Source organism: Pseudomonas sp. DW-iso3 (genome assembly GCF_058725305.1).
On the sequence record NZ_JBZXDZ010000007.1, the window covers coordinates 210758 to 233244 of the forward strand.

The window sequence follows — 22487 nt, forward strand, 5'->3', positions numbered from 1 at the left end:
AAAGCCCCGACGCTGCGGGGCTTTTTACTGGGTATTTCTATTTACTTGAACAGACCGCCCAGGGCCTTCACGGCGTCTGGTTTATCGGCCTTCGCCTCTTGAGTTTGCTGCTTCGCGTCGGCTTTTGCCTGGGCTTCAGAAAGTTTGTTGCAACCTTTGTTGATCTGGTCTTGCGCGGCTTTGAAGGCCTTCACCTTCAAGGTGTCCTTCTGGGCTTCAGCTGCATCGATCTTGGCTTGCAGATCGGCTGCTTGTTTCTGGCAATCGCCAGCGTTGCCGCCACCCAGTTGGGCGCTCAGGGCACCACTCAATGCGCTCAGGTCGGCGGCGTTTACCGGCAGGGCGAACAGGCTGAAGAGAAGGGCGGCAGGGGCGAGCGTGGAGATGCGCATGAAAAACCTCAATGTTCGATTGCCTGCGCGTTTGTCTGTCTCGGGCTGGCGCAGGGCAATATCCAAATAAGGTAAAGGGCCCGAGAGGGCGCGGATTCTAGAGGGCCATCATTAGGCCTGCAAGGTTTGGATCCAAAAAACGTGAAGATCATCGCGCAATAAAAAGCCCCGCCGGAATAATCCGGCGGGGCTTTTGTGCATCGAGAGCGATTACAGGCCGGCGGCAATCCGCAGGTCGTTGGCGCGGTCGGTTTTTTCCCAGGTGAAGGTGGTGAAGGTGTCGTCGCCGACGGTCTTCTGCGCTGGGGTACGACCGAAGTGGCCGTAGGCTGCGGTTTCCTGGTACATCGGGTGCAGCAGGTCGAGCATGGTGGTGATCGCGTAAGGGCGCAGGTCGAAGATCTCACGCACCAGCTTGACGATCTTGTCATCGCTGATCTTGCCGGTGCCGAAGGTATTCAGCGAGATCGACGTAGGCTGGGCTACACCGATTGCGTAGGAAACCTGGATCTCACAACGCTCGGCCAGACCGGCCGCGACGATGTTCTTGGCCACGTAACGACCGGCGTAGGCCGCCGAACGGTCAACCTTGGACGGGTCTTTACCCGAAAACGCACCACCGCCGTGGCGGGCCATGCCTCCGTAGCTGTCGACGATGATCTTGCGACCGGTCAGGCCGCAATCGCCCACTGGGCCACCGATGATGAACTGGCCGGTCGGGTTGATGTGGAACTGGGTGTCCTTGCTCAGCAGTTCGGCCGGCAGCACGTGCTTGACGATAAGCTCCATGACGCCTTCGCGCAGGTCGGCGTAGGACACGTCCGGGTTGTGCTGGGTCGACAGCACGACCGCGTCGATACCCACCACCTTGCCGCCTTCGTAACGGCAGGTCACCTGGGACTTGGCGTCCGGACGCAGCCACGGCAGCAGGCCGGATTTACGGGCTTCGGCCTGGCGCTGTACCAATTGGTGCGAGAAAGTGATCGGCGCAGGCATCAGCACGTCGGTTTCGTTGCTGGCGTAGCCGAACATCAGGCCTTGGTCGCCGGCGCCTTGATCTTCAGGCTTGGCACGGTCGACACCCTGGTTGATGTCAGGCGATTGCTTGCCGATGATGTTCATCACGCCGCAGGTCGCGCCGTCGAAGCCGACGTCGGAGCTGTTGTAGCCAATGTCGGTGATCACGTCACGCACCAGCTGTTCCAGGTCAACCCAGGCAGAAGTGGTCACTTCGCCGGCGATGATCGCTACGCCGGTTTTCACCAGGGTCTCGCACGCCACACGGGCGAACTTGTCTTCAGCAATGATGGCGTCCAGCACCGCGTCAGAAATCTGGTCGGCGATTTTGTCCGGATGCCCTTCAGACACGGACTCGGAGGTGAAAAGGGAGTATTCGCTCATCTCGATGTTTTCCTGATATTTACCGATGGTGAGTGTCGCCAGCCGGTCGCTGAAAATGGCGGACCTGGATCTGGAAACCATTACGTAAACCTACATAGAGGCTTTCCCCGGGAACGAGTCCCGCAGCGGTGGCCCAACGGGCCAGATCATCCTGTTCAAAACCCAACCAGAGATCACCGCAGGCCTCCCTGGCCCAATTCTGGTTGTGGCTGCATAAATCCGTAACCAACAGGCTACCGCCGGGGTGCAGCAGCCCGGCCATTTGCTTGAGGGCGTCGGCGGGTGCGGCGAAATGGTGCAAGACCATGTTCAGCACCACGCAGTCGGCCTTTAACGCCGTGCTGTTCAATGCGTCGGCCAGTTGCAGGCTGACATTGCCCAGTGACTCGCGCTCACAAAGCTGACGCGCCAGTTCCAGCATCGCCGGGCTGTTGTCCAAGGCTGTGACTTGCTGAAAGCGCCGCGCCAGCTCCGGCAGGAAACCGCCATCGCCGGGGCCGACTTCCAGTGCCGTGGCCTCTTCACTGAAGCTCAGCTTGTCGAGCAACGCCAATACGCTGTCGCGGTATTGGGCAAGACCGGCAATCAGGTCTTGCTGGGCGCGAAACTTCTCGGCAACCCGTGCGAAAAAATCCTGACTCGCGGCAGCGCGCTGCCCATGGACCTGGCCGATGCGCGACTGTACGTCGCCTGGCAGGCTGAGGTTGTCCACTTCTTCGAGCAGGGCAGCGTGCAGTTTGCCGCCCAGCAGTTCGGTATGGGGCAGCGCACGGCGGTAGAAAATCGCATTGCCTTCACGGCGGGTGGCTACCAGGTCGGCCTGGGCCAGTACCTTCAAGTGGTGACTCATGCCCGATTGGCCGATGGCGAAGATCTGTGCCAGTTCCAGTACGCCGAAGGAATCGTTGGCCAGTGCGCGCAACACGTTCAGACGCAACGGATCGCCAGCGGCCTTGCACAAGGCTGCCAGTTCATCGCCGTCGTCGGGGCGCAGTGAGGGCATAGGTAGATTCATAAGGCCAGCAGTCTAGTGACGGGTGGAGGGCATCGCAAGGTCAATATCAAAAAGTTTTGATATTGATCGATAAGTGGTGGTTATAAGCCGCCGCTATAACTGTTAGACGAACCGGTTAAAGGTTTCTGCAACGGATTGATGCCCAAAGCACAGGAAAAACGTCCTCAAGTGACTATCTGTCATTGCCCGCAGGCGGTGGCTGAGGGAAAATGCCGGTCCTTTTTTCCGTTTCTTTTCAGCAAACCCAGGAGATCAGCGATGCCCAGCCGTCGTGAGCGTGCCAACGCCATTCGTGCACTCAGCATGGATGCCGTGCAAAAAGCCAACAGCGGCCATCCCGGTGCCCCGATGGGCATGGCGGATATCGCCGAGGTGCTTTGGCGTGACTACCTGAAACACAACCCGAGCAACCCTTCGTTCGCCGACCGTGACCGCTTCGTGCTGTCCAACGGCCATGGCTCGATGCTGATCTACTCGCTGCTGCACCTGACCGGCTACGACGTCACTATCGACGATCTCAAAAGCTTCCGCCAGCTGCACAGCCGCACTCCGGGTCACCCTGAATTCGGCTATACCCCAGGCGTCGAGACCACCACCGGTCCCCTGGGCCAAGGCCTGGCCAATGCCGTTGGTTTTGCGCTGGCCGAGAAAGTCCTGGGCGCGCAGTTCAACCGTACAGGCCACAACATCGTCGACCACCACACCTACGTATTCCTGGGTGATGGCTGCATGATGGAAGGCATTTCCCACGAAGTCGCTTCCCTGGCCGGCACCCTGGGCCTGGGCAAGCTGATTGCCTTCTACGATGACAACGGCATCTCCATCGACGGCGAAGTCGAAGGCTGGTTCACCGATGACACCCCTAAGCGTTTCGAAGCCTACAACTGGCAGGTGATCCGCAACGTCGACGGCCACGATCCGGAAGAAATCAAGACCGCCATCGACACCGCCCGCAAGAGCGCGCAGCCAACCCTGATCTGCTGCAAGACCACCATCGGTTTCGGTTCGCCGAACAAGCAGGGCAAAGAAGACTGCCACGGCGCCCCACTGGGTGACGCGGAAATCGCCCTGACCCGTGAAGCATTGAAGTGGAACCACGGCCCGTTCGAAATTCCGGCCGACATCTACGCCGAATGGGATGCCAAGGAAAAAGGCCTGGCCACCGAAGCCGAGTGGGACCAGCGTTTCGCGGCCTACTCCGCCGAATTCCCTGAGCTGGCCAACGAGCTGGTCCGCCGCCTCGCCGGCGACCTGCCTGCCGACTTCTCGGAAAAAGCCTCGGCCTACATCGCCGAAGTCGCGGCCAAGGGCGAGACCATCGCCAGCCGTAAAGCCAGCCAGAACACCCTGAACGCGTTTGGCCCATTGCTGCCTGAGATCCTCGGCGGTTCGGCCGACCTGGCCGGCTCCAACCTGACACTGTGGAAGGGCTGCAAAGGTGTTTCGGCTGAAGACGCCAGCGGCAACTACATGTACTACGGCGTACGTGAGTTCGGCATGAGCGCCATCATGAACGGCGTGTCCCTGCACGGCGGCCTGGTGCCTTACGGCGCGACCTTCCTGATGTTCATGGAATACGCCCGTAACGCCGTGCGCATGGCTGCGCTGATGAAGAAGCGCGTGATCCACGTGTATACCCACGACTCCATTGGCCTGGGCGAAGACGGCCCTACGCACCAGCCGGTCGAGCAATTGACCAGCCTGCGTACCACGCCAAACCTGGACACCTGGCGCCCAGCCGACGCGGTGGAATCCGCCGTGGCCTGGAAACACGCCATCCAGCGCAAGGACGGCCCTTCGGCGCTGATCTTCTCGCGTCAGAACCTGCAGCACCAAGTGCGTACCGACGCACAGATCGCCGACATCAGCCGTGGCGGCTACGTGCTCAAGGACTGCATCGGCGAGCCGGAGTTGATCCTGATCTCCACGGGTTCCGAGGTGGGCCTGACCGTCCAGGCGTACGACAAGCTGACCGCCCAGGGCCGCAACGTACGCGTTGTGTCCATGCCGTGCACCAGCGTGTTCGAAGCCCAGGACGCCGGCTATAAGCAATCGGTGCTGCCATTGCAGGTCAGTGCGCGTATCGCCATCGAAGCGGCTCACGCCGACTACTGGTACAAGTACGTGGGCCTGGAAGGCCGTGTGATCGGCATGACCACTTACGGTGAGTCGGCGCCGGCGCCAGCATTGTTCGAAGAGTTCGGTTTCACCCTGGAAAACATCCTGGGTCAGGCTGAAGAGCTGCTGGAAGACTAAGCTGTAGATTGAGGTGGCTGTACTGGCCTCTTCGCGAGCAAGCCCGCTCCCACATTGGAATGCATTTCAACTGTGGGAGCGGGCTTGCTCGCGAAAGCGGTCTAACAGCTACCCTTTTACCCAAGGTAATCGAGAACCCCATGCCTCAACCGCGTCGCTACAAAGTTGCACTCAACGGCTACGGCCGCATTGGTCGTTGCGTCTTGCGTGCTCTGTTCGAGCGAGGGGCGGATGCCGGGTTTGAAATTGTTGCGATCAATGATCTTGCCGACATGGCGAGCATCGAATACCTGACACGCTTTGACTCCACCCACGGCCGCTTTCCCGGCGAAGTGCGGGTCGAAGGCGATTGTCTGCACATTAACGGCAACTGCGTGCAGGTCTTGCGCAGTGCCACCCCCGAAGGCATCGACTGGACGGCATTGGGCGTTGACCTGGTGCTGGAATGTTCCGGTGTCTACCACACCCGTGCCGATGGCCAGCGTTTTCTCGACGCCGGCGCACCCCGTGTGCTGTTTTCACAGCCGATGGCCAGCGAGGCAGATGTCGACGCCACCATCGTCTACGGCATCAACCAGGACTGCCTGACCGGCGATGAGCTGCTGGTGTCCAACGCCTCCTGCACCACCAACTGCAGCGTGCCGCTGTTGCGTCTGTTGGATCAGGCGATCGGCCTGGACTACGTGTCGATCACCACGATTCACTCAGCGATGAACGACCAGCCGGTCATCGATGCCTATCACCACGAAGACCTGCGCCGTACGCGCTCGGCGTTCCAGTCGGTGATTCCGGTGTCCACCGGCCTGGCGCGCGGCATTGAGCGACTGTTGCCGGAACTTGCCGGGCGAATCCAGGCCAAAGCCGTACGGGTGCCGACGGTGAACGTGTCCTGCCTGGACATCACCATGCAAACCGTCAGCGACACCGATGCGACGGAGGTCAACCGGATCCTGCGCGACGCCGCCACCAGCGGCCCGCTCAAAGGCCTGTTGGCCTATACCGAGTTGCCCCACGCCAGTTGCGATTTCAACCATGACCCGCATTCGGCGATTGTCGACGCCAGCCAGACCCGCGTTTCCGGCCCAAGGCTGGTGAATATCCTGGCCTGGTTCGACAACGAATGGGGTTTTGCCAACCGAATGCTGGATGTTGCGGAACATTATCTGCACATCGCCTCTAAACAACCTCAACAGTAATTCAGGAACTGCGACCCATGACCGTGTTGAAGATGACCGACCTCGATCTGCAAGGTAAGCGCGTACTGATCCGCGAAGACCTCAACGTCCCAGTCAAGGACGGTGTTGTCGCCAGCGATGCGCGAATCCTGGCCTCGCTGCCGACCATCAAGCTGGCCCTGGAAAAAGGCGCGGCCGTGATGGTCTGCTCCCACCTGGGTCGTCCGACCGAAGGTGAGTTCTCCGCCGAAAACAGCCTCAAGCCCGTCGCCGATTACCTCAGCAAAGCCCTTGGCCGCGACGTGCCGCTGGTGGCTGACTACCTGGGCGGCGTTGACGTGAAGGCTGGCGACATCGTGCTGTTCGAAAACGTGCGCTTCAACAAAGGCGAGAAAAAGAACAGCGACGAACTGGCCCAGCAATATGCGGCGCTGTGCGACGTGTTCGTGATGGACGCGTTCGGCACCGCCCACCGCGCTGAAGGCTCGACCCATGGCGTGGCCAAGTTCGCCAAAGTTGCTGCCGCTGGCCCGCTGCTGGCCGCTGAACTGGACGCACTGGGCAAGGCCCTGGGGGCTCCGGCCCAACCAATGGCCGCCATCGTGGCCGGTTCCAAGGTGTCCACCAAGCTGGACGTGCTCAACAGCCTGAGCCAGATCTGCAACCAGCTGATCGTTGGCGGCGGTATCGCCAACACCTTCCTGGCCGCAGCCGGGCATCCCGTGGGCAAGTCCCTGTACGAGCCGGATTTGCTCGACACTGCCCGTGCCATCGCCGCGAAAGTCAGCGTGCCACTGCCGGTGGACGTAGTGGTCGCCAAGGAATTTGCCGAAAGCGCCGAAGCCACCGTCAAGCTGATCGCGGATGTGGCCGCCGACGACATGATCCTGGATATCGGCCCACAAACCGCAGCCAACTTCGCTGAACTGCTGAAAGCCTCCCAGACCATCCTGTGGAACGGTCCGGTGGGTGTCTTCGAGTTTGACCAGTTCGGTAACGGCACCAAGGTGCTGGCCAAGGCCATCGCTGAAAGCTCGGCATTCTCCATCGCCGGCGGCGGCGACACCCTGGCGGCCATCGATAAATATGGCGTTGCTGACCAGATCTCCTACATTTCTACCGGTGGTGGCGCCTTCCTCGAATTCGTCGAAGGCAAAGTACTGCCCGCCGTTGAAGTGTTGGAAACCCGAGCCAAAGGCTGAGGCTCGTGATCCGGAAAAGGAGTGTTCCTATGACCAAGTCGTTGGCAATGGTGATCGCAGCGGGCCTGCTGGCTGGCTGCGGCAGCACGCCAAATGCGGAGCCGGAAGCTGGAAAGCCTGCGGCGCAGCAGAAAAAAAGCTGCTACCAGGCGGACTGGCAAGCCGAGACCATGCCGGTGATCAACAAACGCATCGGCAACGAACGGCTGGAGAAATACGACTCCGCGCCCAACGGTCAGGAACAGGGTTGCCCTTGACGGGTCTGATCAACTAACCGACAGCAGCGGCGGCCTCCGGGTCGCGCTGTGAGGATTGGCAATGAAAGGCGTTTTCGCCCTGGCAGCCCTGGCCTTGTTGGCCGGCTGCAGCAGCATGAACATGTTCGACAGCAAGGCAGAAACTGCCGACAAGTGGACCACTTGGACCTGCGACAGCAAGGCCGAGGTCAACTGGCGTTTCGTCAACCAGGCTAAATCCGAGGTGGAGTTGCGTCTCGGCGGTTCCGACCAGATCTACCGTCTTAAACAGGACGTCGCTGCCTCGGGCGTGCTGTATGCCAACGACCAATTGGCGTTTCACACAAAAGGTGAGGAAGGCCTGGTTTACTGGGTCGCCACCGATGATTTGATCGGCCGCGGCTGCAAGGCTCAATAGAGAGATCACGATCTCAAAGTTGATGAGGCCCAAGTGTGGGAGCGGGCTTGCTCGCGAATGCGGTGTATCAGTCACCGAATCCGCTAGCTGCTTTTCACCGCTTTCGCGAGCAAGCCCGCTCCCACATTGAGCCGGTTTCAAAGTGAGATAGGTGTTGAGCCCGCCTGAAAAAACGATTCAGCAGGCCAGGCATGTAAAACCTGACCGGCAATAACTTGAATAGCAGCCGCCGCTACGGCAGGCTTGCACGATTAACGACCCTCGACCGGGAGAGACAACACAATGGCACTTATCAGCATGCGTCAAATGCTGGACCACGCAGCCGAGTTCGGCTACGGCGTCCCAGCCTTTAACGTCAACAACCTTGAGCAGATGCGCGCCATCATGGAAGCCGCTGACAAGACCGACTCCCCCGTGATCGTCCAGGCTTCGGCCGGTGCCCGCAAATACGCCGGTGCTCCGTTCCTGCGTCACCTGATCCTCGCCGCGATCGAAGAATTCCCGCACATCCCGGTGTGCATGCACCAGGACCACGGCACCAGCCCGGACGTGTGCCAGCGCTCCATCCAACTGGGCTTCAGCTCGGTCATGATGGACGGCTCCCTTGGCGAAGACGGCAAGACCCCGACCGATTACGAGTACAACGTACGCGTCACTCAACAAACCGTTGCCATGGCCCACGCCTGCGGCGTGTCGGTTGAAGGCGAGCTGGGCTGCCTGGGTTCCCTGGAAACCGGTATGGCCGGCGAAGAAGACGGCATCGGCGCCGAAGGCGTGCTGGATCACAGCCAGATGCTGACTGACCCGGAAGAAGCTGCTGACTTCGTGAAGAAGACCCAAGTTGACGCCCTGGCGATCGCCATCGGCACCAGCCACGGCGCCTACAAGTTCACCAAGCCACCTACCGGCGACGTGCTGGCCATCGACCGCATCAAGGAAATCCACAAACGCATCCCTAACACCCACCTGGTGATGCACGGTTCTTCCTCGGTGCCGCAAGAGTGGCTGGCGATCATCAACCAGTACGGCGGCGACATCAAAGAAACCTACGGCGTACCGGTTGAAGAAATCGTCGAAGGCATCAAGTACGGCGTGCGCAAGGTCAACATCGACACAGACCTGCGCCTGGCGTCCACTGGTGCGATGCGTCGCTTGATGGCCACCAACCCGAGCGAGTTCGACCCGCGTAAATTCTTCGGCGCTACCGTGACCGCGATGCGTGACGTGTGTATTGCGCGTTACGAAGCGTTTGGCACTGCCGGTAACGCTTCGAAGATCAAGCCGATCTCGTTGGAAGCGATGTATCAGCGTTATTTGAAAGGTGAGTTGAACGCCAAGGTGAATTAAGCCTCAGTGTTTAAAAGGAGCCCGCAGTGATGCGGGCTTTTTTGTGGTTGGTATTCAGTCGTGATCGATATCCAGCTTCGCAAACGTCACCCGTGCACCTTCCTTGCTATCCCCACTGTTGTCCTGCACATACGCTCCTGCCTTGAAGTACAACGGCTTCGCCCCCCACGCAGCGCCAATGCGCTCATTCCACTCACCATCGGCGGCATACACACTGAGCAGCCCGGCTTTGTTGAGGTTGATCACGTAAGTGAAGCTCTTCTCCAGTGGCACGTTCGACGCCACGATGATTACCCGCCCTTCATCCTCATCCGGGCGCATGCGGACTTTGGCGACGATGTTGCCTGTCTGGGTTTTTTCCTTGAATTGATACTCCAGTTTGATCAGCGGCTTTTGGCTGTCATAGGCATGAATCTGCCCAATCACGATTTTGCCGGTGGAGGGCACTTGGTTGACTGCCAAGGTCGCGCGCAGGAAGTTGTCCGCATCCGGATAGGTCCAGTTACGCAGCCGTCCATCGGCGTAGGTCTCACGCAATTCGCTGCGCGGGTAAACGGCATTTTCGGTGCGGGTGCCGGTGACAGGGGTCCAGAATTGCACGTTGCTGCCTTTGGCCTGGAAATACTGGTCGTTGAAACCATTCATCAGTTTCGGAGTGTCGATGGTGGCGGGCGGGGAGCCGACCGGAATGCTCAGGTTCCAGGTGGAAAGGTCGATCATGGCATTTGCCTTTTTACAGAAGGTGAAGGCTTTGGCCCGTAGGCCAGACAGGTTCTTTATAGGTGGTGTTAACCGTCTTGTTAAATGGTCGATGGCAAATTATTGGCGTCAAGGGAATGCCAAAAAGCCATGTTTCCCAGGAATCGCGGGCTGTAGCGGGTTACCGTTAGTCGGCTTCCTGAAAATTGGCGCAATGATGGCACCGTCGTTACTTCTGCTTTTTTGGAAGCGGGGCTAGAGTGAGGCCTCAGAGTTTGTCCGGGTTTTCTGTCAGAATTGACCGGAGTGGCTCCCTAGGAAGAGACGTAGCATGGAATGCGCTCCACACCACGCCGATGGCAGTTCAGTTCTTTTGGTGGTCGATGACTACCCCGAAAACCTAGTCAGTATGCGTGCGCTCTTGCAGCGTGAAGACTGGCGGGTGATTACCGCAGGTTCTGGCCTGGAAGCTTTGGAATTGTTGCTCGCCCACGACGTCGATCTGGTCTTGCTGGACGTGCGCATGCCTGGCATGGATGGCTTTGAGGTGGCGCGGCTGATGCGCGGCAGCCAACGCACGTGCATGACGCCTATCATCTTTCTTACGGCCAACGCCCAGTCCCCCGCGGCAGTGCTGGAGGGTTATGCCAGTGGCGCCGTCGATTATCTGTTCAAGCCGTTTGATCCGAACATCCTCAAGCCCAAGGTCCAGGCTCTGTTGGAGCATCAGCGCAATCGCCGTGCCTTGCAGCGCTTGAGCCATGACCTAGAGTCCGCCCGCGCCTTTAATGCATCGGTGCTGGATAACGCCGCCGAGGGCATTCTGGTGGTGGGTGAAGGGAGTGTGATCGAGTACGCCAACCCGGCTATTTCGCGGCTTCTGAATGCCACCATGACCGAATTGCAGGGTGAGAGCTTCCTGAGTTTCCTGCAAAAACCCCATGTACCGGCCTGGCTGGGGTTCCCGATGTTCGAGGCTTATCGCAAAGGCGAAACCTGGCGTCAGCACGACGCTATTTTACGCACCGGTCGCGGTCAGCAGGTACCGGTGGCACTGTCATGCGCGCCGTTGCCCGCCGAGCAGAAGGCTATGGTGGTGACGGTGCTGGACATGTCTGAAGTGCGCCATTTGCATCAGCAGTTGGAGTTCCAGGCGGTGACCGATCCGTTGACCGGGTTGTTGAACCGGCGTGGCTTTCATCAGGCGGTGGAGAACATGCTGCTGCGCAGCGAGCGTAACGAGCAGTCTCTGGTGTTGCTGTACCTGGACCTGGATGGCTTCAAACGGGTCAATGACTCGTTGGGGCACGACGCAGGAGACCGGGTGTTGCGCTGGGTCTCGGAACAGATGCAGGCCTGTTTGCGATCCGGCGACATGCTCGGGCGGATGGGCGGGGATGAATTCACGGCGTTGCTGGAGCTGGAATTTCCAGAGCAAGCCGCGAAGATTGCGGAAAAACTGATCGAACGAGTATCGGTGTGCCAGCAGATCGACGGCCTGGATGTGATGCTGGGCGTCAGTATCGGCATTGCGATGTTCCCGGAGTGTGGTTCGGACTTGAGCGGTCTGTTGCGTGCGGCTGACATTGCCATGTACGAGGCCAAGCGCGCCGGGCGTCAGCAATACCGTTATTACGATCAGGAAATGAACGGGCGCGCCCGCTCTCGGCTGATGCTCGAAGACAGCGTGCGCACGGCGATTCAAAACAAGGATTTCACTCTGGTTTACCAGCCCCAGGTGTCCCTGGAAGGCGGGCGTCTACGCGGTGTCGAGGCGCTGTTGCGCTGGCAGCATCCGAGCGTCGGCGATGTGCCGCCGGGTTTGTTCCTGCCGTTGCTTGAAGAAGCGCGGCTGATCAGCCAGTTGAGTACCTGGATCTACCAGCAGGTCGCCGCCCAGCGTCAGGCCTGGCAATCGGCGTTCGATGAGGAGCTGGTGCTGAGCGTGAGCCTGAGCAGCAGCCAGTTCAATATGCCTAATCTGGCGGCCCAGTTGCAGCAGGTCATTGAGCGACATGGGTTGCAGGGTCGACAGCTGGAGGTGGAAATCAGTGAAGACTGCCTGATGAGTAACCTGGAGGAGTCGACCAAACAGCTTAAGTTGTTGCGCCAGATTGGTGTGCGCACCGCCCTGGATGATTTTGGCCTGGGCAATTGTTCCCTGGCGCATCTGCGTGATCTGGCCTTCGACACCCTCAAGCTCGACCCACAACTGGTCGCGCGCCTGCCCGACTCGGCGCGGGATGCGGTGATGGCGCGCAGTATCATCGAGCTGTGCGGGCATTTTGATGTTGTGGTAGTGGCTGAAGGGGTAGAAACCCAAGAGCAAGCCCGATGGCTCAAGGCCAATGGTTGCCCGTTTATACAGGGCCCGATAGCGGCGTCGCCGTTGATGGCTGAGGAAGTGGCTGATTGGTCGCGCGCTCGCGCGTGCTGAATTCGCTACACTGGCGCCCATTCGAACCCTGTTGCAGACCCCATGACCGCGCTGAAATACCTCCAGGCCTATCCCGCCGCTCTGCAAGAGCAAGTGCGCCAATTGATCGCCAAGGACCAATTGGGTGCCTACCTGGAACAACGTTACCCCGAACGCCACGCCGTGCAGAGCGACAAGGCGTTGTACGCCTACGCCCTGGCCCTGAAGCAGGAACACCTGCGCAATGCCCCGGCCATCGATAAGGTGTTGTTCGATAACCGTCTGGACCTGACCCACCGTGCCCTCGGCCTGCACACCACCATCTCGCGGGTGCAGGGCGGCAACCTTAAATCCAAGAAAGAGATCCGCATTGCGGCCCTGTTCAAGGAGGCCGCGCCGGAGTTCCTGCGCATGATCGTGGTGCATGAACTGGCGCACTTCAAGGAATCGGACCACAACAAAGCGTTCTACAAACTCTGTGAGTACATGATGCCGGGCTACCATCAGGTGGAATTCGACCTGCGCGTCTACCTCACGTACCGCGACCTGCAGGGCAAACCCTGACCGCACAAGGCGACCGACCATGGATGTGAGCAAGACCAAGAGCAGCTTCTACCGCCGCCTGTACGTGGCTTACCTGATCGACAGCGGGCAAGCCAGCAATGTCCCGGCGCTGACCGACGTCACCGGCATGCCCCGGCGCACGGCCCAGGATACGATTGCGGCGTTGGCTGACCTGGATATCCTGTGTGAATTCGAGCAGGAAGACGGTGCCCGCAACCATGCCGGGCACTATCGGATTCGCAGTTGGGGGGCCATTGATCGGCGCTGGATCGAGGCGAACCTTGGGCTGATCAAGCAGGTGCTGGGTTATCCCTAGTCCTTTCTCATGCCAATGTGCGGAATATCGTCCTCAAGGTATTCCTCTCCGGCCACCACAAATCCGTATCGCCCGTAATACCCCTGCAAATGCGCTTGGGCTGACAGGAAAATCGGCGTCTGCGGCCAGATATCGCCGATCCGCTTGAGTGTCTCTTCCATCATTTGATGCCCCAGCCCAGTGCCGCGCGCTACCGACGCCACGATCACGCGACCGATGACCACATCACCGCCCTGTGATTCCGGGTCCAGCAGGCGCAGGTAGGCCACCAGTTGGTCATCCTGCCAGGCCATCAGGTGGTGGGTGTCGCCCGACAAGTCCTGCCCGTCGAGGTCCTGGTAAGCACATTTCTGTTCGACAACGAAGACCTCGTTGCGCAGGCGCAGGATGGCGTAAAGCTGCTCCTTGCCCAGGTCATCGTGGTGCTTGCAGACCCATTCAATTGTCATGGCATGTTCTCTTATTAAATGTCTGCTGCGGATAGTAAGCGCGACAGCCATTCGTGTCTAAATCGACTATTTTTGTGAGTGAAATCAATTTGCCATCATTGAGTGCGTGCGGCGCCGCTTTCTTTGTGTAATCTGAGCTACTGTTAGAACCTCAGGTCTCGCCTGAGCTAGCCTGCCAAGGACTTTGAGCATGCCGCGATTCTCTCGTGCCGTTGCTTTGATTGGAGTGTTATTGCTGGCTCAGCCGGCCTTCGCACAGCGTCTGCGCCTGGTAGCGGATGCCTGGCCACCCTTTACCGACGCCACCTTGATCAATGGCGGGCTGGCCACCGACATCGTCAGCACCGCCCTGGCCCGCGCGGGTTATGCCAGTGATTTCGAACAGGTGCCCTGGGCTCGCGCGTTGATGGGCGTTGGCGACGGTCGTTATGACGTATTGGTGAACGCCTGGTACGACGATGCGCGCACACAGCTGGGGCAGTTCTCCGGTGAGTACTTGCTCAACCGCGTGCGTTTCATCAAGCGACGTGACGATCCCATCGAATTCCAGAACCTTGAGCAACTGCACGACTACCCCATTGCCGTGGTGCGCGGGTATGCCTATTCGGCGGCGTTCGATGGCGATGCGCAGTTACAGAAAGTGCCGGTGCATAACTTCGCCATGGCCGTGCGCATGCTCGCGGCGCAGCGGGTGCGGCTGACGGTGGAGGATGAATATGTGGCGCGGTATTACTTGTCCCGCGAATCGACGCGGGTGCGCAATACAGTGGAGTTCTTACCCAAGCCCTTGAGCGAAAACAGCCTGCATATCCTGGTGAGCTTGAAGAACCCCGAGCATGCGCAGATCGTCGCCAGCTTTGACCGGGAGATTGCCAAGATGAAGGCCGATGGCAGTTATGCGCGGTTGATGAAGCAGCATGGGATGTAGGGTTCTTGCGGGCCTCTTCGCGAGCAAGCCCGCTCCCACATTCGACCACATTCCAAAGGATGGGCGCGGTTAAATGTGGGAGCTGGCTTGCTCGCGAAAGCGGTCTAAGCCGCACGGGTGTCCTTGATCAGATGCGCAGCCAATGTCCTCAGTGGCCCCAACTGCCGGCAAATCAACGCCAACTGTGTCTGCACCAGCCGTTGCCCCTCATCAATCTCATCCGGCATCTGCTCCAGCTCCACCGCCAGCGCTTCCTCGGCATCGCTCTGAATCGCAATCGGCTGCTTGTTCGCCAGCCCCGTGGCGATTTCATCGATGCTCGCCGCCAAGGTGTTCCCTGCGCCTTCGATCAGGTGTTCCCGCACCTCGGCTGGCAATTGGGTCTCGCGGTGTGCCCCCAGCCCTGACAAGTAGCTGAGCAAAGTGTGCGACAGCACCAGGAAGCGGAAGCCCACGTCCGCCTCCTTACGAAAGTGCCCCGGTTCCATCAGCATATTCGCCAGGGTGGTCGACAGCGCCGCATCCGCGTTGTGCGCATTGCGTCGGGCCAGGCGGTAGGCCAGGTCATCGCTTTTGCCGGCGGCGTATTGCTGCATGATCTGGCGTAGGTAGATGCTGTTGCAGGTCAGGGTGTTGGCCAGCACTTTGTTCAAGCGGCGGCCCTGCCAGTCCGGCAGGAACAGGAACACCGCCAGGCCCGCAATCAAGCTGCCCAGCAAGGTATCGAACAGGCGCGGCAGGAACAGGCCGTAGCCGTCACCCACCTGGTTGAAGCAGAACAACACCATCAAGGTGATCGCGGCGGTGGCCAGGGTGTAGCGGGTGGTGCGGTTGATAAAGAACACCAGGCCGGCCGCGATGGCGAACATCGACTGCACCAGTGGGCTTGGGAACAGATCGAACAGCGCCCAAGCCACGGTTAGCCCGATGGCGGTACCGATGATCCGCTGGCCGAGTTTGCGGCGGGTGGCGCCGTAGTTGGGCTGGCACACGAACAGCGTGGTCAGGATGATCCAGTAGCCTTGGGAGGCGTGAATTGCATGCAGCATGCCGTAGCCCACGGTCAGCGCCAGGGACAGGCGCAAGGCATGGCGGAACAGCAAGGAGGTGGGGGTCATCTGCGTACGCAGGCGTGTCCACATTTCCTTGAGGTTGCGCGGGGCGCGGTCCAGCAGGTTGCTGTCGGTAGCATCCGCCAGGCTGTCGGGGTTGCTGGCGTCGCCCAGCAGGCGGTCCAGGGTGGACAGGTTGGCCGCCAGGGCGCGCAGCGAGCGCAGCAGGCCGCGCCAGGCCGGGTTGCTCTGGATGCGCAGGTGTTCCAGGGAGGCGTTCAGATCGCCCAAGGCTTCGGCGAAGCTGTCGTCATAGATGAATGGCTGGCGCAGTTGGATCGATTCGGCCAGGGTCTGGCAGGCCTTGCCCTGTTGGCGCAGCAGGCGCTGGCAACGGAACAGCACGTCGCTGTGGAAGAAGGCGTCGGCCAGGGCGTTGTAGGGGTAGTGGGACGAGCTGGCGCGTTCGTGGATGTCTTGGGCCAGGAAGTACAGCTTGAGGTAGCGGCTGACTTTCGAACCAGGGCGGCCATTGCCGACGCGGTGCAGGATGATCTCCTTCGCCGCATTCAGCGCGGCAACGACTCGCCCATTTTGCTGGGCCAGTTCCAGGCGACGCGCCTCAACATCCAGTTGGCGGATCGGTTCGAACAACGATGACTTGAGCTTGAGGTAACGCCCCAATTCGCGAAACAGCCGCGCCAGGCTCTGCTGCACCGGCTGGTTGGAAAACAACGCTTGCCACAGCACCGACAGCGCGCCATACCAGGCGGCGCCAGCCACCAGCAGCAACGGCTCGTGCCAGAAATCGGAGACGGCGCCACCGCGCTGGTCCACGCCGATCATGGTGTACACCGACAGGATCAGCGTCGCCGATGCAATCGCGCCATACCGTTCGCCCAAGGCGCCGAGCATGGTCAGGCAGAAGGTGGCCAGGGCCAGGGAGATCGCGAAGATCCAGGGATAAGGGAACAGCAGCTCCACCGACAGCGCGGCGATGCTGAAACACACCAGCGTCACCGCCAGGGCATTGAGACGGCCTTGCCAACTGTCATCGGTCTCGGCCAAGGCGCTGGCGATAATCCCCAGGAACAGCGGGATCAGCAGTGTCATTTCATCCTGATACCAGCACAGCGCCATGCTGCCGGTGAGGGCGATGAACACCCGAATGCTGTAGCTGAATTTATCCAGCGCCCACAGGCGCCGCATGGACTGCTTGAACGAGGTTGATGACATGAAGTCTGGAGTCTTCCGGGACGATGCCGCTAAATTGAGCTATCAAGGACGCCACGGCAAGCGTGACGATCACATCCAACAGCAAAATTTATTCCGGCCACACCACAAATCGAATGTGGGAGCTGGCTTGCCTGCGATGGCGTCGGCACATTCAGCATTAGCGTTGCCTGGCTCACCGTCATCGCAGGCAAGCCAGCTCCCACAGTTTGATCGAGTACATCCTTTAGTCAGGCGTACTGTGCGGCGGCGTAACCCGACGCCCACGCCCACTGGAAGTTGAAGCCGCCCAGGTGGCCGGTCACATCCAGCACTTCGCCGATAAAGTACAGGCCAGGGCTTTTCAGCGACTCCATGGTCTTGGACGACACTTCCCGCGTATCCACCCCACCCAACGTCACTTCCGCCGTGCGATAACCCTCGGTGCCCGCCGGCACCAGTTGCCAGCTGCCGAGCTTTTGCGCGATATCGGCAATCTCGGCATGGGTGTACTGCTTCATTGGCTTGGACGCGAACCAGGTCTCCGCCAGCAGGTTCGCCATCTTCTTGGTGAAGATCTCGCCCAGCAGGGTTTTCAGCTCGCTGTTGGGGCGCTCGACCTGTTGCTGTTGCAGCCAGGTGTGGGCGTCGTGGTCGGGCAGGAGGTTGATTTCCACCGTGTCGCCGGGCTCCCAGTACGAGGATATCTGCAAGATCGCCGGCCCGCTCAGGCCACGGTGGGTAAACAGGATGTTCTCGCGAAAGCTCTGGCCGTTGCAGCTGACCAGGCAATCCACCGAGGTGCCGGACAACTCGCCGCACAGATCCTTGAGCTGGTCGGTGATGGTGAACGGCACCAGCCCGGCGCGGGTCGGCAGCAATTCATGGCCGAATTGCTTGGCCACTTGGTAACCGAACCCAGTGGCGCCCAGGGTCGGAATCGACAGGCCGCCCGTGGCGATCACCAGGGATTCGCAGCGCAGCTCACCCAAGGTGGTTTGCAACTGATAACCGGCTTCCAGTTTGGCAATCTCCTGGACCGACGTGTCCAGGTGCAGGCTCACACCGACCTGGATGCACTCATCGAGCAGCATGCCGAGAATGTCGCTGGACTTGTTATCGCAGAACAACTGGCCGAGCTTCTTCTCGTGATAGGGCACGCCGTGCTTGGCCACCAACCCGATAAAGTCCCACTGGGTGTAGCGCGCCAGGGCGGACTTGCAGAAATGCGCGTTGTGCGACAGGAAGTTGGCCGGCTCGGTGTACATATTGGTGAAATTGCAGCGGCCACCGCCGGACATCAGGATCTTCTTGCCGGCCTTGTTCGCATGGTCGATCAACATCACTTTGCGCCCACGCCCGGCGGCGGTCAGTGCGCACATCAAGCCCGCGGCGCCGGCGCCAATGATCACAACTTCGGTCGAGCGCAAAACGGTGTCCTCATACATTTTCTGATTTGGAATACAGTCAAATGTGGATCTCCCTTAAGTTGGAGATCTTTACAGGATGCGCACGCGCAACGAACGGCCTTTGATCTTGCCGTCGTTCAAACGCTGCAACGCCTGCTTGGCGATCCCGCGCTCCACGGCCACGAAGGCCTGGAAGTCAAAGATCGCGATCTTGCCGACCTGGGCACCCGGGATGCCGGCTTCACCGGTCAGCGCGCCGAGGATGTCGCCAGGGCGAACCTTGTCTTTACGGCCGGCAGCGATGCACAGGGTGCTCATCTGCGGCAGCAACGGACCACCGCTTTGTGGCTTGAGGTTGTCCAGTTGATCCCAGTTCAGTGGCGACTTCTGCAGTTGCTCGATGGCCTGGGCGCGGTGCGCTTCGGACGGTGCCACCAGGCTGATGGCGATGCCGGTTTCGCCAGCACGACCGGTACGGCCGACGCGGTGAATGTGGATTTCCGAGTCGCGGGCCAGTTCGACGTTGATCACCATGTCCAGCGAGTCGATGTCCAGACCGCGTGCGGCAACGTCCGTAGCAACGAGCACCGACGTGCTGCGGTTGGCGAACATCGCCAGCACTTGGTCACGGTCGCGCTGTTCCAGGTCACCATGCAGGCCGACGGCGGAAATGCCCTTGGATGTCAGGTGATCCACGGTTTCCTGCACTTGCTGCTTGGTAAAGCAGAAGGCCACGCAGGAGGCTGGACGGAAGTGCGCCAGTACTTTGGTCACGGCGTCCATGCGCTCTTCCGGCGAGATCTCGTAGAAACGCTGTTCGATCTGATCGTCGGAGTGGAACGCTTCGGCTTTCACTTGCTGCGGCGCGCGCATGAACTTCGAGGCCAGCTGCTTGATGCTCACCGGGTAAGTGGCCGAGAACAGCAGGGTTTGGCGGCGCGGTGGGGTCTTGCTGATGATGTCTTCGATGGCGTCGTAGAAGCCCATGTCGAGCATGCGGTCGGCTTCATCGAGGATCAGCGTGTTCAGGCCGTCGAGTACCAGCGAACCTTTGCGCAAGTGCTGCTGGATACGACCCGGTGTGCCGACGATGACGTGGGCACCGTGTTCCAGGGAGGCGATCTGCGGGCCGAGGGACACGCCGCCGCACAGGGTCAGTACCTTGATGTTGTCTTCGGCACGGGCCAGGCGACGAATTTCCTTGGCGACCTGGTCGGCCAGCTCACGAGTCGGGCACATCACCAGGGCCTGGCAGCCGAAGTAACGCGGGTTGATCGGGTTCAACAGGCCGATGCCGAAGGCGGCGGTCTTGCCGCTGCCGGTCTTGGCCTGGGCAATCAAGTCCAGCCCCTTGAGGATCACCGGCAAGCTTTGCGCCTGGATCTGCGTCATCTCGACATAACCCAGCGAGTCGAGGTTAGCCAGCATGGCGGCGGACAGGGGCAAAGTATTAAAAGCGGTGGCGATGGTAGTCACGGGACTGGCTCTGCAAAACAAAATGTCGCGCAGTGTACCAGCCTCGTGGGAATTTCCCTGCAAGTTCTAGACGAGAAGCCTGTTAATGCTCGATATGCTGCTCCGGGCTGGCTGCACGCTTGCCGTCTTTGGGCGACAGTTGCAGGAAGATCGCCGCCGCCAGCATCGCCATGATGCCCACGGTGAGGAAGGTCAGTTGGAACGCGCCGAGGACGCTTTCCACACCGTCGTTGCCGGTTTCGGCGGTAAATCCGCCGAGCAGTGCACCGGCGCACGCGACCCCGAGGCTCAGCGACAACTGCGCCACCACCGACAGCAGGCTGTTGCCGCTGCTGGCCTGGGCATCATCGAGGTCGATCAGGGTGACGGTGTTCATGGCGGTAAATTGCAGCGAATTGATCGCCCCCAGTACCGCCAGCATACCCAGTAGCAGCGGGTAGGGCGTGTGCTCCGTGACCAGTCCCATGCTCGCCAGCATGATGCCCAGCGCCAGGGTGTTGCCGGTCAGGACGATGCGGTAGCCCAAGTGTTCGATCAGCGGGCGTGCCACGGACTTGGCAAACATCGCCGCCGCCGCCAGGGGCAACATGCTCATGCCGGCTTCCGACGGTGAATAACCCAGTGCCACCTGCAACAGCAACGGCACCAGGAACGGCAGGGCACCGCTGCCCAACCGCGCGAACAGGTTGCCGAGGATGCCCACGGCGAAGGTGCGGGTCTTGAACAGCACCGGTGAGAACAACGGGTTATCGATATGCCCGGCCCGCAGCCAATACGCCGCCAGGCACGCGAGCCCGCCGAACAGCAGCAACATCACCCGCAAGTGCGGCAGGTGCAGCTCGCCCAGGCCTTCCATGGCGATGGTAATCAGGATCATCGCGGCGCCAAACAGCAGGAAGCCGATTCCGTCGAATCGCGTGCGCTCAGTGCCGCGCAGGTCGGGGATGAATTTCCACACGGCGTAGCAGCCGATCATGCCCACCGGCAAATTGATCAGAAAGATCCAGTGCCATGTCAGGTACTGCACCATCCAGCCGCCCATGGTCGGGCCGAGCAACGGGCCGAGCAAGCCGGGGATGGTGATGAAGCCCATGATGCGCACCAGTTCGGAGCGGGGGTAGGCGCGCAGCACCACCAGTCGCCCGACGGGCAGCATCAGCGCACCGCCCAGGCCTTGGATCACCCGTGCGCCCACCAGCATGGTCAGGCTGCTGGACAGGGCGCACAGCAGCGAGCCAATGCTGAACAGCATGATGGCGCCAAAGAAGATTTTCTTGGTGCCGAAGCGGTCAGCGATCCAGCCCGACGCCGGGATCAGCAAGGCGACGGTGAGCATGTAGGCGATCACCACCCCTTGCATGCGCAATGGGTTCTCTGCGAGGTCCCGTGCCATCGCCGGCAGTGCCGTATTGAGGATCGTCCCGTCCAGCGACTGCATGAAGAAGGCAATCGCGACCACCCAGGGGAGCCAGCGGGCGGTCTTGGCATCAAGCGGGACGCGGTTCGGCATGGAATACCTTTTTGATAGCAGGCTATGTGTTTGCGATTATGCGCCAACCGTCGCGTGTTTTCCCACCAGGAAATCCAGCAGCTCACGGTGCACCGCTACGGCGGCTTCGTTGGATTCAAGGTCGAGCAAGTGGCCCGTCTGCTCGGCCACGGCAAAGCTGCTGCGCCCCACGTACTGCTTGAACAACTGGGCCTCGGCGGCGGGGGTGTATTCGTCCAGCGCGCCGTTGAGGAAGTGCACTGGCGTTTCAATCTGCCGCAGTGCCGGCAGGTAGTTGCCATCGCCCAAGGCCAGTACCTGGTGGATATGGAAACGCGCCTGGCGGTACTCGGTGGTGGCCATGGTCGACAGGTGACGGTGGTTGTTGCGTTTGAGCCGGGGCGACAAGTATTTGCCCACGGTTTCATTGAGCAAGTGGCCGACGGCAGACTTGTCATCCGCTTCGATCAGCACGCGCACACGTTCCACGTAGTCGAGCATGGCTTGATTGAGGTTGGGTGCCAGGGCCATCACCACCGAGCTTTCGATGGAGGGTGGGTTGTGCGCCAGGGTCAGCAGCGTCGAGATACCACCCCAGGAGGCCGACACCAGGTGGTTGACCTGGAAACGCTCGACCAGGGCGCGCAGCATGTGCACCTCGTCGTCCTTGGTTACCAGGTCGAGGTCAGTGTTGTGTTCGCGGGAATAGCCGGAGAACGGCAGGTCGAACAGCAGCACATTGAAATGCTCTGCCAGGCATTTACTGGTGCGAGCGAACGAGCGCGTGGTGGACAGCGCGCCGTTGACCATCAAGACGGTCTTTTTTGCAGAATCGTTTCCTAGCTGCTCAACATGAACGTTGTAGTGCTTGAACAGCTTTTCAATGACAAAACTTCCATGGTTCATGTCAACGCTCCAGCTTGCCCTTCCCGGGCAAGTGCATGCAGTACTACCTGTCGGGTGGCGGGATGCCACTAACCGTTATATCGAGGTTTTTTACAGGCGACAACAGGCTGCCCCACGGAATGGGAAGAA

Annotated in this window: 20 protein-coding genes; 10 read left to right on the forward strand and 10 right to left on the reverse strand. The window is 60.3% G+C overall.

Annotated features, from left to right (window positions below; all coding sequences use genetic code 11):
• Positions 1 to 41 precede the first annotated feature (41 nt).
• The 3 genes from AC4PS7_RS21680 to AC4PS7_RS21690 all read right to left on the reverse strand — a co-directional run bounded on the left by AC4PS7_RS21680 (position 42) and on the right by AC4PS7_RS21690 (position 2808).
• Entirely contained in the window at positions 42 to 392 is a 351-nt protein-coding gene (locus AC4PS7_RS21680; RefSeq protein ID WP_047542543.1) for a hypothetical protein, read from the reverse strand.
• Positions 393 to 602: 210 nt separating this feature from the next.
• Positions 603 to 1793, reverse strand: a complete 1191-nt coding sequence (gene metK / locus AC4PS7_RS21685) for a methionine adenosyltransferase (RefSeq protein ID WP_010207159.1) — start codon at positions 1791 to 1793, stop codon at positions 603 to 605.
• A gap of 19 nt (positions 1794 to 1812) precedes the next feature.
• Positions 1813 to 2808 carry an ArsR/SmtB family transcription factor gene (locus AC4PS7_RS21690; RefSeq protein WP_010207158.1) on the reverse strand — a complete coding sequence of 332 codons (996 nt, stop codon included), beginning with the start codon at positions 2806 to 2808 and terminating at the stop codon, positions 1813 to 1815.
• 258 nt (positions 2809 to 3066) lie between these two features.
• Between AC4PS7_RS21690 and tkt the strand changes: the two genes are divergently transcribed.
• From tkt to fba, 6 genes are all read left to right on the forward strand, one after another.
• Positions 3067 to 5064, forward strand: a complete 1998-nt coding sequence (tkt, locus tag AC4PS7_RS21695; protein WP_010207157.1) for a transketolase — start codon at positions 3067 to 3069, stop codon at positions 5062 to 5064.
• 140 nt (positions 5065 to 5204) lie between these two features.
• The gene (epd, locus tag AC4PS7_RS21700; protein ID WP_010207156.1) at positions 5205 to 6260 is read left to right on the forward strand and encodes an erythrose-4-phosphate dehydrogenase; all 1056 of its coding nucleotides are present in this window, start codon (positions 5205 to 5207) and stop codon (positions 6258 to 6260) included.
• 17 nt (positions 6261 to 6277) lie between these two features.
• Positions 6278 to 7441, forward strand: a complete 1164-nt coding sequence (locus tag AC4PS7_RS21705; RefSeq protein ID WP_010207155.1) for a phosphoglycerate kinase — start codon at positions 6278 to 6280, stop codon at positions 7439 to 7441.
• A 29-nt stretch (positions 7442 to 7470) separates the two neighbouring features.
• Positions 7471 to 7698: a hypothetical protein gene (locus AC4PS7_RS21710; RefSeq protein WP_021492698.1), complete on the forward strand. Its 228-nt coding sequence runs from the start codon at positions 7471 to 7473 to the stop codon at positions 7696 to 7698.
• 61 nt (positions 7699 to 7759) lie between these two features.
• Positions 7760 to 8095 (forward strand): MliC family protein, encoded by a 336-nt coding sequence (locus AC4PS7_RS21715; protein ID WP_010207151.1) that lies wholly within the window; start codon positions 7760 to 7762, stop codon positions 8093 to 8095.
• 282 nt (positions 8096 to 8377) lie between these two features.
• Positions 8378 to 9442, forward strand: coding sequence for a class II fructose-bisphosphate aldolase (fba, locus tag AC4PS7_RS21720; RefSeq protein WP_003177554.1), 1065 nt, complete (start codon positions 8378 to 8380; stop codon positions 9440 to 9442).
• A 54-nt stretch (positions 9443 to 9496) separates the two neighbouring features.
• On the opposite strand, the gene AC4PS7_RS21725 is transcribed toward fba, so the two are convergent.
• A complete protein-coding gene (locus AC4PS7_RS21725; RefSeq protein ID WP_492179741.1) occupies positions 9497 to 10162 on the reverse strand; it encodes a polysaccharide lyase family 7 protein in 666 nt (221 codons plus the stop codon).
• Between the two features lie 310 nt (positions 10163 to 10472).
• Between AC4PS7_RS21725 and AC4PS7_RS21730 the strand changes: the two genes are divergently transcribed.
• The 3 genes from AC4PS7_RS21730 to AC4PS7_RS21740 are packed head-to-tail and all read left to right on the forward strand — an operon-like array spanning position 10473 to position 13437.
• Entirely contained in the window at positions 10473 to 12578 is a 2106-nt protein-coding gene (locus AC4PS7_RS21730; protein WP_010207149.1) for a putative bifunctional diguanylate cyclase/phosphodiesterase, read from the forward strand.
• A gap of 42 nt (positions 12579 to 12620) precedes the next feature.
• Positions 12621 to 13121 carry a M48 metallopeptidase family protein gene (locus tag AC4PS7_RS21735; protein ID WP_010207148.1) on the forward strand — a complete coding sequence of 167 codons (501 nt, stop codon included), beginning with the start codon at positions 12621 to 12623 and terminating at the stop codon, positions 13119 to 13121.
• A gap of 19 nt (positions 13122 to 13140) precedes the next feature.
• Positions 13141 to 13437: a winged helix-turn-helix domain-containing protein gene (locus tag AC4PS7_RS21740; protein ID WP_010207147.1), complete on the forward strand. Its 297-nt coding sequence runs from the start codon at positions 13141 to 13143 to the stop codon at positions 13435 to 13437.
• Here AC4PS7_RS21740 and AC4PS7_RS21745 read toward each other — a convergent pair.
• Complete coding sequence (locus tag AC4PS7_RS21745) at positions 13434 to 13886, reverse strand: GNAT family N-acetyltransferase (protein ID WP_010207146.1); 453 nt, start codon at positions 13884 to 13886, stop codon at positions 13434 to 13436. The genes AC4PS7_RS21740 and AC4PS7_RS21745 overlap by 4 nt on opposite strands.
• A 190-nt stretch (positions 13887 to 14076) precedes the next feature.
• Between AC4PS7_RS21745 and AC4PS7_RS21750 the strand changes: the two genes are divergently transcribed.
• Entirely contained in the window at positions 14077 to 14814 is a 738-nt protein-coding gene (locus tag AC4PS7_RS21750; RefSeq protein WP_010207143.1) for a substrate-binding periplasmic protein, read from the forward strand.
• Between the two features lie 104 nt (positions 14815 to 14918).
• On the opposite strand, the gene yccS is transcribed toward AC4PS7_RS21750, so the two are convergent.
• The 5 genes from yccS to AC4PS7_RS21775 all read right to left on the reverse strand — a co-directional run bounded on the left by yccS (position 14919) and on the right by AC4PS7_RS21775 (position 22358).
• Positions 14919 to 17102, reverse strand: coding sequence for a YccS family putative transporter (yccS, locus tag AC4PS7_RS21755; RefSeq protein ID WP_010207141.1), 2184 nt, complete (start codon positions 17100 to 17102; stop codon positions 14919 to 14921).
• Positions 17103 to 17329: 227 nt separating this feature from the next.
• The gene (locus tag AC4PS7_RS21760; RefSeq protein ID WP_031291102.1) at positions 17330 to 18508 is read right to left on the reverse strand and encodes a BaiN/RdsA family NAD(P)/FAD-dependent oxidoreductase; all 1179 of its coding nucleotides are present in this window, start codon (positions 18506 to 18508) and stop codon (positions 17330 to 17332) included.
• Positions 18509 to 18577: 69 nt separating this feature from the next.
• A complete protein-coding gene (gene dbpA / locus AC4PS7_RS21765) occupies positions 18578 to 19915 on the reverse strand; it encodes an ATP-dependent RNA helicase DbpA (protein ID WP_231501119.1) in 1338 nt (445 codons plus the stop codon).
• A 130-nt stretch (positions 19916 to 20045) separates the two neighbouring features.
• A complete protein-coding gene (gene mdtD, locus AC4PS7_RS21770; protein WP_010207136.1) occupies positions 20046 to 21473 on the reverse strand; it encodes a multidrug transporter subunit MdtD in 1428 nt (475 codons plus the stop codon).
• Between the two features lie 36 nt (positions 21474 to 21509).
• Positions 21510 to 22358 (reverse strand): alpha/beta fold hydrolase, encoded by an 849-nt coding sequence (locus AC4PS7_RS21775; protein WP_010207135.1) that lies wholly within the window; start codon positions 22356 to 22358, stop codon positions 21510 to 21512.
• Positions 22359 to 22487: the final 129 nt, after the last annotated feature.